This is a genomic window from Streptomyces lasalocidi, from assembly GCF_005280215.1.
Lineage (GTDB): Bacteria > Actinomycetota > Actinomycetes > Streptomycetales > Streptomycetaceae > Streptomyces > Streptomyces longwoodensis.
This window is the reverse complement of record NZ_SZNQ01000001.1, coordinates 7,289,917-7,302,514: the sequence shown is the minus strand read 5'-3', so window position 1 is coordinate 7,302,514 and position 12,598 is coordinate 7,289,917. Positions and strand designations below refer to the sequence as shown.

At 74.8% G+C, this 12,598-nt stretch carries 9 protein-coding genes; 4 read left to right on the top strand and 5 right to left on the bottom strand.

The window, feature by feature from the left end:
- Positions 1-88 precede the first annotated feature (88 nt).
- Positions 89-1,951, top strand: coding sequence for a C40 family peptidase (locus tag E4U91_RS39680; protein ID WP_277755352.1), 1,863 nt, complete (start codon positions 89-91; stop codon positions 1,949-1,951).
- 44 nt (positions 1,952-1,995) lie between these two features.
- Here the strand turns inward: E4U91_RS39680 and E4U91_RS38270 are convergent, their stop codons facing one another.
- The 4 genes from E4U91_RS38270 to E4U91_RS32975 form a co-directional block, all read right to left on the bottom strand.
- Positions 1,996-2,169 carry a hypothetical protein gene (locus E4U91_RS38270; protein WP_168218212.1) on the bottom strand — a complete coding sequence of 58 codons (174 nt, stop codon included), beginning with the start codon at positions 2,167-2,169 and terminating at the stop codon, positions 1,996-1,998.
- Positions 2,170-2,428: 259 nt separating this feature from the next.
- Positions 2,429-3,019, bottom strand: a complete 591-nt coding sequence (locus E4U91_RS32985; RefSeq protein ID WP_137310203.1) for a phosphatase PAP2 family protein — start codon at positions 3,017-3,019, stop codon at positions 2,429-2,431.
- Positions 3,012-4,493, bottom strand: coding sequence for a diacylglycerol/lipid kinase family protein (locus tag E4U91_RS32980; protein ID WP_137310202.1), 1,482 nt, complete (start codon positions 4,491-4,493; stop codon positions 3,012-3,014). The genes E4U91_RS32985 and E4U91_RS32980 overlap by 8 nt, the downstream gene beginning before the upstream one ends.
- A gap of 379 nt (positions 4,494-4,872) precedes the next feature.
- Complete coding sequence (locus E4U91_RS32975) at positions 4,873-6,996, bottom strand: DUF1996 domain-containing protein (RefSeq protein ID WP_137311124.1); 2,124 nt, start codon at positions 6,994-6,996, stop codon at positions 4,873-4,875.
- A gap of 326 nt (positions 6,997-7,322) precedes the next feature.
- On the opposite strand from E4U91_RS32975, the gene E4U91_RS32970 reads away from it, so the two are divergent.
- Entirely contained in the window at positions 7,323-7,556 is a 234-nt protein-coding gene (locus E4U91_RS32970; protein WP_137310201.1) for a hypothetical protein, read from the top strand.
- 21 nt (positions 7,557-7,577) lie between these two features.
- On the opposite strand, the gene E4U91_RS39960 is transcribed toward E4U91_RS32970, so the two are convergent.
- A complete protein-coding gene (locus tag E4U91_RS39960) occupies positions 7,578-8,729 on the bottom strand; it encodes a hypothetical protein (protein WP_241678764.1) in 1,152 nt (383 codons plus the stop codon).
- Positions 8,730-9,086: 357 nt separating this feature from the next.
- Here E4U91_RS39960 and E4U91_RS32960 point away from each other — a divergent pair, with 357 nt between their 5' ends.
- Both E4U91_RS32960 and E4U91_RS32955 read left to right on the top strand, forming a co-directional pair.
- Positions 9,087-9,845 (top strand): lipoprotein, encoded by a 759-nt coding sequence (locus tag E4U91_RS32960; protein ID WP_137310200.1) that lies wholly within the window; start codon positions 9,087-9,089, stop codon positions 9,843-9,845.
- 233 nt (positions 9,846-10,078) lie between these two features.
- Positions 10,079-12,583 carry a SpoIIE family protein phosphatase gene (locus E4U91_RS32955; protein WP_137310199.1) on the top strand — a complete coding sequence of 835 codons (2,505 nt, stop codon included), beginning with the start codon at positions 10,079-10,081 and terminating at the stop codon, positions 12,581-12,583.
- The last annotated feature ends 15 nt before the right edge of the window (positions 12,584-12,598 follow it).

Below are 12,598 nucleotides of genomic sequence, written 5' to 3'. Positions count from 1 at the left end.
ACCACCCGCACCGCCGGCACTGCGGGGACGTCTCCCCCGCACCGCGCCGAACGCTCGACCGGTGGAGCACGGAAGGAGCACGTCCGCCATGCCGACGGACCGCAGCCAGGACCTCATGGGCACCGACCTCGTCGGCCTGAGCGGCTCCGCCCCCGCCGTGACGACCCTCCCCTCCGTGCCGGCCCAGCCCACCGGCTCCACCCTCCTCGAGGAGCTCGTACCGCCCAGCCGGGCCGAGGTCCAGCAGAGGGTCAACGCCCTGTACGACCGCGCCGAGTCCGACACCGGCACCTTCAACGCCACCCGCGCCATGGCGTCCGGCGCGCGCCGCGGCTCCCCTGCCGGGCGCACGAGCGACGCCGACGTCAGCGCCGTGGCCCGGCAGTGGTTCGACTCGGCCCGCAGCGCGTTCGGGCCGATCGTGCCGGCCGTCCTGCCCCGCGACCGCACACCCGAACGCCCCGCGGTGGCGCCGCGTCCGCCACGGGCCGTGGAGCCCGCGGGCGCACGGGCGTTGGAGTCCGCCGAACGGCACGTCCCCGAACTGACCGCACGCACCCTGCCCGCGCTGCCCCCGGCACCTTCGGCGGACGGGCTACGCGCGTCACACGACGACGGCATCGAGCTCCAGGGCGCCCGGGCCCTCAGCCCCGCACCTGCGGCCGCTTCCGCCCGGGCCGGGTTCCCGCCCCCCACCGCGCCGGCCCCCGAACCGCTCCCGGCCGAACCTGCTTGGGACACCGGGCAGTTGCCGACGTACGGCACCGGAGCCGTGACCTGGGGGACGCAGGACACCGGCACGATGACGTGGGGCGCGCAGGACACCGGGGCCACGGCTTGGGGCGCGCAGGACACCGGGGCCACGGCTTGGGCAGCCCAGGACGCCGGGACGACAGCTTGGGGCGGTCAGGACGCCGGCGCCGCGACCAGGGCGACCGGGGGGATGCAGGACGGCGGCTCGATGCAATGGGCAGCGCCGGACACCAGCGCTACGACCTGGGGCGCGCAAGACACCGGTGCCACGGCCTGGGCAACCCAGGCGACACAGGACACCGGTGCCATGACTTGGGGCATGCAGGAGACGGGCGCCCACAACTGGGACGCACTCCAGATGGGCACCACCCCCTGGGCAGCCCAGGACACCGGCGGCTTCTCGGCCCCGTCCGCGCTGACGGACACCGGCGTTTACGCCAGCCCGTCCGCGCTGACGGACACCGGCGCGTACGCCGTTCCGTCACCCCTCACGGACACGGGCGGCTTCGCCACGCCCCTGCCCCTCACCGACACCGGCAGCTTCGCCGCCCCGTTCGCCCTCACGGACACCGGGGGCTTCGCCATCCCCTCCGCGTTGACGGACACCGGCGCCTTCGCCGCCCCCTCCGCGCTGACGGACACCAGCGGCTACGCCGTCCCCTCCTCCGCACCGGACGCCGTGGGTTTCGCCACCGCCCCCGTCGCGCCCCCCGGCACCGCACCCGAAGGCCTCGTCACCGCTCCCGCCGCCCCCGCCACGGTCGACCCCGTCCCCGCTGCCCCCGTCGCCCCCGTCGCCCCCGCCACGATCGGCTCCAGCCCCGCCGCCCCTGTCCACACGGCCAAGGCCGACAAGGCCGTCGCCTTCGCCCGCGCCCAGCTCGGCAAGCCCTGCGTGTGGGGCGCCAAGGGTCCGGGCTCCTACGACTGTTCGGGCCTCACCCAGGCCGCCTGGACGGCCGCGGGACTGCCGCTTCCCCGGGCCACCGCCGACCAGGCGGGCGCGGGCACGCCGGTCGAACTGGCCGACCTGCGACCGGGCGATCTGATCTTCTTCTTCGACGGCCTGCGGCACACCGGGCTGTACACGGGCGACGGCCTGATGATCCACGCGCCCGGCCCGGGGGCGTTCGTCAGCGAGGAATCGATCTTCCACGCGGGCGAGGACGCCATCCGCTGCGCGGTGCGCCCGGCGTGAGAGGGCGCGCCGGACGACCGGCGCGCTCATCCCTGCCGCCCGGGTCAGCGCATGGCTGAACTCGGGCGCCCCAGGCCTCTTCTGGCGTTGTTGTAGATGCGCGCCAGATGCTTGGCCGCGGCACACGGGACCGTGTCGACGGCACACTGCCGGCACGTGCGCAGGTGGTCCTCGTACGCGGCGCGTGCCTGGTGCAGGGCGTCCTCGGGCGAGTGCATGGGGGGCCTCCGAGTGAAGGGGTCAACGAGTCGGGGATGGAACGTTGCCTGTACAGACCATCCAAAGCGACAAGTTGATCATGTTACTGACGGTAGCGGAAGCCGCACCTCCCCCTTGCCCGATCGCGAGTGGGGAAGGTCACCCATCGGCACTCGCCGCAGCATCTTCCTTTCAGACATGGCCAGTTGGCGCCCTTGCGCGGATAGGCGCCTCCCGCCGCCTCCTCTTCACGCAGGGTGATGGGAGCGCGCCCACCCGTCACTTCCTTGACGCGCCACCCCTCGCCCCGGCGACCGCCAGCACCGTCGCGGCCGCCCCCGTCCCGAGAACGGCACCGGCTATCACGTCCCCCGGGTAGTGCACTCCGGTGTGGATCCGCGAGTAGCCGACCGCGACGGCCAGCAGGCCCAACGGGATGGTGGCCGCCGGCAGGACGGGGCTCACGGCCGCCGCGAACGCCACGGCCGACGCGGTGTGCCCCGACGGGAACGACGCCGACTCCGGCATGGGCACATGGCGCCCCGGGAACGGCGAGTCCACCGCCCGGTGCGGCCGGGGGCGGCGTACGAGCTTCTTGCCCAGCAGATTGGCCGTCGCCGAGGCCACACCGATCGCGGCGACCCCCACGACGGCGGCCCGGCGGCTGCGGCCGGGCCGCAACGCCAGCAGCGCGGCGGCCGCGAAGGACAACTTGGAGTGGTCCGCGGCCGTGGACAGGCGCCGCAGCGCGCTGTCCATGGTGGGTGTCCGCGTGACGGTCACCGCCTCGTACAGCGCCCGGTCCAGTGCCATGAGGTCACGCCCCAGGCTGACCGCGGTCGTACGGGCCGAGGGACGGTGGTCAGGCATCGCCCGCCTCCTTGCTGCTCGGGGCCGGGGCACGACGCTCCACGGTCGTCGTCCTCCGTGCCGGTCGGGTTTCGGAAGGGTCGATCACGCCCCTGTCCTGTGGGTCCTCGCCGTCGGGGTCGCGCCAGGGCCGGTTGAAGGCGAGGTCCACGATGTGCCGCCAGTCGACGGAGGGCGGAGCATACGTGGCCCCGGGGCGCCGGCGCGGCACCCGGACCCGCAGGACGCCCGGGCGCAAGGTGCACACCACGGGGGTGGGCAGGACGAGCGCCTCGCCGTCGACAGCGACCGGTATCCGGTCCTGGTCGGCCGCCACGTCCACGCGTCGGGAGGTGACGGAGGTGATGCTGCCGGCCCGCTCCCCGCGCAGGGCGAGTTCCGCGGCCCTGGCCGCGCCCTCGACGCGGATGCCGATCACACCGAGCGTCCCGGAGTCGAGTCGCGGTCTGCGTCCGCCGCCGAGCGGGTCGGCGCGCGCGTAGGGGTTGTTGCTGACGAGGACCGCCTGCGGGTCGTGCAGGACGGTGTCGTCGACGCGGACGTCCAGCGTGGCGCCCGCCTCACCGGCCAGCAGGTCGGGGAGGTGCTCCAGCGCGGTGGCCGTCTTGGCGTCCCGGTACTCGGGGCTCTGCACGATCTCCGCGTACGCCCCGAAGGACACCGTGTTGACGAAGGGCCGGCCGTCGACGTCGCCGAGGTCGACGCGCAGTTCCACGCCGTCGGTCAGTGCGTCGAGGCTCCGCACCGGGTCGGCGCGGTCCAGGCCCAGGTCCATGGCGAAGTGGTTGCGGGTGCCGGCGGGGACGACCAGGAACGGCACACCGTGTGCGGCCGCGACCGCGGCGACCTGCGCCTGGGTGCCGTCCCCGCCCGCGACGCCGAGACAGTCGGCACCGGCGGCCAGGGCCCGCGTGGCCTCCAGGCCCGGGTCGGTCGGGGCGTCCGGGTCGATGAGGATCACCCGGCAGCCCAGGGTCTCGGCGCGCGTCACCAGGTCGTGGCGCTCGACCTTGCCGCCGCCGGAACGCGGGTTCATGATCAGGACGGGCCGGCGCGGCCGGGGTGTCCTGCGGGTGCGCATGGCACGTGGCCTGCGCAGCTTGCGCAGGGCGGACCGCGCGCTGGCCAGGGCGGCCGCCCACAGGGACAGCCCGCCGACGGCGACCGGCCACAGTCCCGACGCCGCGTACATCACGATGACGCCCACCGGCGCGCCCACGGCCACGACGGCGCCCAGGAGTCGGCCGAGCCGTCGGTGGGTCAGCGCCCACCACAGTCCGGCACCCGCGACGGCCAGCCCGACCAGACCGCCGACCAGCACCAGCCAGCCGCCCGAGCCGGCGCCCAGCGTCACCACGAGGGCCGCGCCGACGACCATCAGGAGAGCGACCCGGGCCCAGTGGCGCGCCCGGCGCACGTCGCGGTCGGCGGTGCCGTGCCGCCCGGTGCCATCGGTACTGCCCGTACTGCTCATGTCGTGTCCGCCATGTCGCGTCGTCCCCCCACGGTTCCCTCCCGATCCCTGCTGTGTGCTGCCGTCCCTCGGTCCGCTCCTGTCCTGCTCCTGCCCATCGTCGTGAAGCGCACGCCGGACGGCATGTCGGGGCGGAGCGGAAGACATCCGTCGGTCCCCGTCGGCCCTTCGATCGATGAACGTCCGCGGTGGCGCCGCGGTGCCCATCCTCTCCACGATCAGCCGTTCGAGTGACGTGCGGGTGTCGCGGGGGCCACGATCCGAGCGCAGCGCGACGCGGTCGAAGGTCGCCGGAACGCCGCAGGCCCGCTCGGACACCCCGGGAGGTGCGTCCGAACGGGCCTGGCCTGCAGTGCGCCGGGTGTCCCGAGCAGCGGTGTCAGAAGGAGCGGCTCCCGCGGCGGAACAGCAGGACGACGCCGGCCAGTACCAGGACCGCGCCCGCGGCCGCCGGCCACAGCTGCGCTCCCGTCTCGGCCAGACCGCCCTGGCTCGCCTGCGGTTCCGTGCCGGTCGACGTGTCCTGGGCGATGGGGGCCGGCGTGGAGACGGAGTCCGCGGCCGCCGCGTTGCCACCGGCGGCCTTGTCGTTCGACCCGGTTCCGTTCGCGCCGTTGTCGTTCGTCCCGGTTCCGTTGCCGCCCGCGTCCTTCGGGGCGGGCGAGGAGGTCGCGGCGATCGTCGGCTTCGAGTAGACGCGGGGCTGGTCGCCCAGGGTCGCGGTGCCGCCGCCGTCGCCCGCCTGGGGAGCCGAGTCGGAGGGCTCGTCCTGCGGTGCCTCGGCGGTCGCGCTCGCCGGGGGCTGCTCCTGGGCGCCACCGGCGGAGCCGTTGTCGGCGCCGCCGGTGGTGCCGTTGCCCGCGTCGCCGTCGCCGGTACCGGTGCCGCCGCCGGCGCCGTTGTCGCCGGTCCCGGCTCCGTCGCCCGCGCCGCCGCCGTTGCCGCCGCCGGTGTCGCCGCCGGTGCCACCGTCGTTGCCGGAGCCCCCGCCGTTGTCACCGCCGTTGCCGTTGTCCGCGCCGCCGCCGCCCTGGCCACCGCCGCCCTGGCCGGCGCCGCACTGGCGGCCCTCGTTGATGCAGCCGACCATCTGGCGCATCAGGCCCTCGTCGAAGACGTTGATGAAGTCACCGTGGTCCGTGACCGGCTTGTGCAGCTGCTCGGGGAAGGAGTCCACCGAGAACAACGGGGTCGTACGGCCGCCGTCGTCGAGGCTGGGCGCGTCCACGTCGTAGACGATGCGCTGCACGAGCTGCGGGATGGCGCGGAAGCCCTCCGGGCAGCTGCCGTCGGGGGCGGCGAACGCCACGTGCGTACGGTGGTTGGCGCTGTCGATGTTGCGGCCGTCCCAGCAGCTCTGGAAGTGGAAGGTGCGCACCACGTCACTGCCGGACGGGCAGAGCGGGTACTTGTCCTTGAGCTGGCGGTCCTCGAAGCCGGTGCAGCTCCACGAGGCGTTGGCGTTGGCCGGGCCGTTGACGAAGGCCTTGGCGTCGCCGGTGATGATGCGCAGCAGCCGCGGCATCTCGGTGACCTCGGACCGCGCGTTGCCGACGAAGGTCAGCGTGACGTCCTTGGGGGTGACGATCTGGCCCGCGTTGCCCTCGATGCCGCCGCCGGGGCTGTTGGCGTCCCGCTCCTGCGTACCGTTCTGCAGGCGCAGCACGGGCCAGTAGTAGGTCGACTTGTCGCCCTGGTCCACGCAGCTCGTCTTCGCCTTCGCCAGGTCCTCGTCCGAGGCGAAGGCGGTGTTCGACTGGTTGCCGACGTAGTCGTGGAAGTGGTGCGCGCCGTTGCTCACGCCCGGGGCGACGATGACGTTGTCCGAGTTGAACAGGCCGTCCTTGTTCACACCGCAGCTGGTGGCGAAGGTGCCGCGGGAGGGGCCTGAGGCCGGGTCCGCGGGTTGCTGCGTGGGCTGGACGGTGGTGATGTCCACGTAGTCGGCGGGCACGGGGCCGTTGCCGGCCTGACCGCCGTTGCCGGCCTGACCGCCGTTGCCGTTCTGGTCGCCGTTGCCGGCCTGGCCGCCGTTGCCGTTCTGCTGGTCGCCGCCGTTCTGGTCGCCCTGACCGTCCTGGCCGCCCTGGCCGTTGTCGCCGTTCTGACCGTTGTCGCCGTTCTGCGGCTCGTCGGTGCGCAGCGTGCACTCGGCGAGGTCGTCCAGGCCCTGCGGGCGGTCGCCCGTGCGGTCGACGGCGACGGCGATGCGCTCGATCGTGGCGGCCCGCTTCTCCTTCAACGGCTTCATGACCGCGTTGTCCGCGAAGGAGTCGTCCTGCCGTACGGCCTGGGCGTTGTCCTGGAGTTGCTGGTACGCGGCGGCTGTCTGCTGGTCCAGCTGGGCCAGTTCCTTGTCGACCTCGGCCCGCGCGTCGTCCGGCACGGTGGTCAACTCGCTGCCGACGTCCGGGCAGTCGATGGTGACCGCGCCCGTGGTCCAGGGCTTCCCGTCGGACCCCGAGCCGCCCTCGGTGGCGGAGGCATAGACGTTCGCCGCCATCAGTCCCCCGCCGCCCAGGATCAGGGCGACTGCCGCGAAGGTCGCGCGTCGTCCGCCGGTCGGGCGTCTGCGCCTGTTGTGTCCCAAGAGTGCTCCTACGCTTCGTGGGCGGCTCGGCCTGAAATCCCCCCGGTCCCATACGGAGTCGGACGACGGTGTGTTCAACCGTCACTCCCATTCACAGAGATTTCTCATCGGTGTCGCCGAAGGATCACTCCGGCGAGGCTCGGGCACGGGGGCTGACCAGTACAGTTGCAGACCTGTTCGATTCAGTGCCCGACCGGCCGGCCGGACCGGCGGGCGGGGGTCCGGGGAGGAGGTCCTCGGTGGGCGGTTTCACCGAGGCCGTGCAGGAGCGGGTGCGAGCGGCGCGTGCCGCGCTCGCGGCCGCCCTGGAGGCCGACGACGCGTATCAGGTCGCCGTGGCGCAGGACGAGTTGGACGACGCGGTGCGCATCGCCCGCGCGCACGGCATTGACGACGACCCGGGGTCCGAGGTCGGTGCGGGCGACGGCACGGGGGCCGACGGGGGCACGGTCACGAGTACGAGCGAGAGGTGACCGGCGGGCCGTCGGCCGCGATCAGCTCGTGACGCGGGTGGGGCCCGACCCGGCCGAGGGGCCGACGCACGGCTCGGGGGTACGGGCCCGGACGACGGCGGCGCGCGCCACGCCGGGCGTCATGGCGGGCGCCCCTGTGGACCTCATGGCGGGCGCCCCGGTGGACGTCGTGGCGGGTGCCACGGTCGACGGGGTGCCGGGGGCCACGGCGGGAGCCGGGGCCGCAACTGCGCTGGAGGCCCCGATGGGGCCCGTCGCGGCAACGACCCGACTCATCTGCGTCCGCCCCCGCCACGGCCACAGCGCCCGCAGCCGCCGTCGTACGCTCTCGCCCCGTCCGTGCAGCAGGCCCATGACGACCGCGGCGGCCACCGCTATCAGGTGCTCGCGGCCCGCCAGGTTGGGCTTGGCGATCGACTCCCACACCATCGAACCGCCGGTCAGGGTGAACACCACGGGCGCGCGGCGGACGACCGACATGTACGTGAACAGGCCGACCACGGCCGCCGAGGGGCCGGTGTCGAGCACCTGCCCGGCCTCGGGCGGCAGGCCGAAGCCCCACCAGCCGGGACCCACGGCGATCATCACGCGCGCGGTGAGGGTGCCGGCGAGGGTCGTCACGTAGGCGACGAGCAGGGTCCTGCGTCGGCCCAGGGCGACCTCGGCCAGCGCGAAGGCGAGGAACAGCTGGGTGATGCCGGCCCACACCGGCAGGTCGAGCGCCGGGACGTAGAGGGAGACGGGCGTGCGCAGCAGCGCCAGCCACAACGGCAGGTCACCCCGCACTCCCCCGACGAGCCGTACGACCGTCGCACCGGTCGGGTGCTGGGCGATGGCGTGGAAGAAGATCACGCCCGCGCAGGCCACGAAGGCGAGGGACAGCGCACCCGGGCCGCGGCGGAACAGCTCACGCACCGGGTCGACGATGATGCCCCGCCACTCGCCCCACACCGTGCGCCCGACCCAGCGGACGGCACGGCCCAGTCCGGCCCGGCTCAGCCCGGCACGGATCACCGCGGCGCGGCCGGACGTGGCGTGGCTGGGCACGGCACGCGTACCGCCGTCGTCGTCGCGCCGCTCCGGTTCTGGACGCACAGTGCCCCCATCGTTCTCGTCGCCCGCCCTGTCGTACGGAACGACGTGCCCCGCGAGGGCGCCGTCGAACACGGGCACCTCGGCAAACGTGAAAGCCGACGTACAGGTTGCTCGCGTGACGGGGCACACACCTGGCGAGCGGAAGGCCACCGCCCCGCCCGCGGGAGCGCGCGAAGGTCCGAGCCAGTCGGGAAGAATACGCAGGTCAGTGCCACCACGCCAGAGCAACGGGAAGCCGGGGCCGCGGCGTCCACCCGGCCGTCAGCACCATCGGCCGTCGCCGGGCCACGACGGCTCCCGTGACGCACACGGCGGGCAGCAGGCGCGCCGTCAGCGGGATCCACAGCCCGAGTCGCCCGTCCCCCGGCTCGGTTACAGTTCTCGGCCGGTGCCGAGGGGCGGCATCCAGGAGGGGGCGACACGGTGCGGTTCGGGGTGGGGTCGAGGACCGTCGGACGCAGCGGCAGGTCGCTGGGCGGCGGACTGGTGGTGGCCGTCGCCGGATGCCTCGCGGGGGCGCTGACGGCCTGTGGGGCCGGCGGCGGCCACGGTGCGGTGAAGCCGACGGCGTCCGGCGCGGGTGCCGGGGCGAGCAGTGCCGTGGCGGCGCGCGGCGGGACGATCGGCGCCCCGGGCTCCGCCTGCCGGCTGCCCGTCACCTTCGCCCTGGCCAAGAACTGGAAGCCCGAGTCCACCGTCCCGGACTCCACCGGATCCACCAGCTCCCCCGGCTCCCCCGGCTCCACCGGTTCAACCGGCTCCACCGGCTCCGCCGCTCCCGACGACGACCTGGCCGCCGAGATCGCCGACGCCCTGCTGCACCAGGGCCCGGTCACCGCGGTCTGCGAGGTCGACGCCAAGCCCGCCGGGCACATCGGCTTCCTGCGGGTGTGGACCGGTGAGCCCGGTGCCGTCGACGCGCGGTCCGTGCTGGCGTCCTTCGTCGGGGCGGAGAAGGGCGTGGCTCACGCCACGTACCGGGCCTTCACGACGGGCGGGCTGTCCGGCACCGAGGTGGAGTACCGGGTGACCAGCGAGATCCTCGAGGAGACGAAGACCGAGCGGGCCCTCGCCGTCACCACGCCCGACGGACCGGTCGTCGTCCACCTCGGCGGGCTGGACGACGAGGAGCACCGGGCGATGCTCCCCGCGTACGAACTCGCGAAGAGCACCCTGCGCGTCACCGCGCACTGACCGGCTCGCATCAGACGCGACCGGCACGCATCAGACGCGACCGGCTCGCAATGGACGCCCCCGCGTCCCCCACTCTCCCGCCCCCGCTCCCCCGCCTCCCACAGGGCGCGCACGCCGCGTCCCCCACCGCACCGCTCCCGCCCCGCAGATGCACGACGACGCTCGCGTGGCGCATTCTTGCTGTGTCGCCGTGCGGCGGCGCACGGACGAGGTAAGGGCCGATGACTGGGCCGATGACTGGGAGCGTCGGGGACGAGCGGGAGCCGCCCGGGCGGCTGACCGCCCTGCTGACCGGGGCCGCGGTGGACGCGATGCGTACCGCGGGCGGCCACGCCGGCGGGGTCTACCTGCGCTCCAGCACGTCCGGGATGCTGCGGCTGGCCACGCTCACGGGGCTGCCGGGGCCGTTGTTCCAGCCGTGGTGGCGGGTGCACGTGGACCGGCCGTTCCCGGTGGCCGAGGCGCACCGGCTCGGGGTGCCGGTGGTGCTGGCCAACGCCACCGAGGCGATGCGCCGCCATCCACAGCTCGCGGCGGGTCTGCCGTTCGCGTTCGGCTGTCTGTGCGTGCCGGTGGTGTCCAGCACGCACGCGTACGGCGTGCTCACCGTGCTGCGCCCGCCCGTGGACGACGCCACGCGGATCGCGGCGGAGGTGGAGCGGCTGACGCTGCTGGCGGACGAGCTGGGCGCGGCGCTGGAGCGGCTCGAGGGTGAGGGGACGGCCGTCGTCTGGGACGGCGGGCCGCACTGCGTGCGTCCGCCGGCCACCGGACCGGCTCCGGCCCGCGCCGGGCGCTTCACCTGGGACCCGGTGACCGACACCGTGCGCGCGGACGAGCACGCGCACGCCCTGCTCGGGCTGGAGCGGGGCGCGTTCCCCCGGACGCTGGACGCGCTGGCCCGGGCGGTCACGCCGACCGGGGCGCTCGAGATGCCGACGCTGCTGCGGGAGGCCGCCGCGGGACGCCCGCCACCGCTGCCGGTGTCGGTGTGCACCGGGCACGGGGCGCCGCGGCTGCTGACGCTGTGGTCGCCCGACCTGTCGCGGCCGCCCGCCGCCGTCTCCGGGTTCCTGGTGGACCCCAGCCCCGGCGCGCTCGGCGACGCGGCCGCCGACCTGTTGCCGCAAGGCGTGTTCTGCGTGGACCGCCTCGGGCTGGTCGTCTACGCCAACCCCCGGGCCGCCCACCTGCTCGGTGTGCCCCCCGGCGGGCTGCTGGGCCGGTCGCTGTGGGACGCCGTGCCCTGGCTGAACCAGCCGGCCTGCGAGGACCACCTGCGCTCCGCCCTGCTGACGCCCGAGCCGGCGCACTTCCACGTACGGCGGCCGCCCCCGGACGCGCAGCCGTACGAGGGCGACTGGCTGAGCTTCTCCGTGTACCCCGGGCCGGACCGGCTGACCTGCACCGTCGTCCCCGAGAACCGGGTGTCCGACGGCACCGGCGGTGCGACCGCCGCGGACGAGCCGGGGTCCGGCACGGCGGTGCCCGCCTACCGGCCCATCGTGCTGGCGATCGCCCTGACGGAGGCGGTGACCGCGCGGCAGGTGTCGGAGGTGGTGATGCGGGAGCTGCTGCCCGCCTTCGGCGGCAACCGGCTCGCCATCTACCTGCTGCAGGAGAGACACCTGTACCTGGCGTGGGAGTCCGGGTTCCCGAAGGGCTTCCTGGCGCCGTTCCAAGGGGTGGCGCTCGACGCGCGGCTGCCGGGCGTGGAGACGCTCACCACCGGCCGTCCCCTGTTCTTCGACTCGATGCGGCAGCTGGCGGCCGCTTACCCGGGCATCCCGCTGGACGCCGAGGAGGGCACCCGGGCCTTCCTGCCGCTGATCGCGTCGGGTCGCCCGGTCGGCTCGTGCATCCTGGGCTTCGACCGCCCGCGCAGCTTCGGCGCCGAGGAGCGCACCGTGCTCACGGCGCTCGCGGGCCTGATCGCCCACGCCCTGGAGAAGGCGCAGCGCTACGACACGGAGGCGGCCCTCGCCCGCGGCCTGCAGCAGGCGCTGCTGCCCCGGCGGCTGTCGTCGCACCCGTCGGTGGAGACCGCGGGCCGCTACCTGCCGGGCACCGAGGGCATGGAGGTGGGCGGCGACTGGTACGACGTGGTGGAGGCCGGGGACGGGCTGGCGCTGGTGATCGGGGACGTGCAGGGGCACGGGGTGCAGGCGGCGGCCACCATGGGGCAGCTGCGCACCGCGGTACGGGCGTTCGCGCTCGGGGACCGGCCGCCCGAGGAGGTCATGGCCGGTACCAACCACCTGCTCATCGACCTGGACCCGGGCCAGTTCGCGAGCTGCTGCTACGTCCGGCTGGACCCGGCGCGGGGCGTGGCCCGGGTGGTGCGGGCCGGCCATCCGCCGCCGCTGCTGCGCTCGCCGGGCGGGCGGACCCGGGTGGTGGACCTGCCCGGCGGGGTGGTCCTCGGGGTCGACCCGCGCGCGCACTACCCGGTGACCGAGCTGCTCCTGGAGCCCGGCGCGATCCTGGCGCTGTACACGGACGGGCTGGTCGAGCGGCCGGGCCGGGACATCGACGAGGGGATCACCGCGCTGCGCCTGGCCCTGGAGCGGGCCGCGGAACCGGGGGTGCGTAGGCTGGCGGAGGTCGCCGACCGGCTCACCGCGGTCGCCCGGCAGGCCACCGACCGGCCCGACGACATCGCGCTGCTCCTCGCCGCACGGCACGGCGACGCGGACGCGACGGACCTTGCGCGAGGTGCTTCCCGTGACCTTCTGTGACCCCCCTCGCCCCGT

Excerpts from the sequence above, each read along its gene's own strand:
- E4U91_RS32955 (WP_137310199.1), top strand. The coding sequence starts at position 10,079 with ATGACTGGGAGCGTCGGGGACGAGCGGGAGCCGCCCGGGCGGCTGACC.
- E4U91_RS32980 (WP_137310202.1), bottom strand. The coding sequence starts at position 4,493 with ATGAGCAGTACGGGCAGTACCGATGGCACCGGGCGGCACGGCACCGCC.
- E4U91_RS32985 (WP_137310203.1), bottom strand. The coding sequence starts at position 3,019 with ATGCCTGACCACCGTCCCTCGGCCCGTACGACCGCGGTCAGCCTGGGG.
- E4U91_RS39680 (WP_277755352.1), top strand. The coding sequence starts at position 89 with ATGCCGACGGACCGCAGCCAGGACCTCATGGGCACCGACCTCGTCGGC.
- E4U91_RS38270 (WP_168218212.1), bottom strand. The coding sequence starts at position 2,169 with ATGCACTCGCCCGAGGACGCCCTGCACCAGGCACGCGCCGCGTACGAG.
- E4U91_RS32975 (WP_137311124.1), bottom strand. The coding sequence starts at position 6,996 with ATGGCGGCGAACGTCTATGCCTCCGCCACCGAGGGCGGCTCGGGGTCC.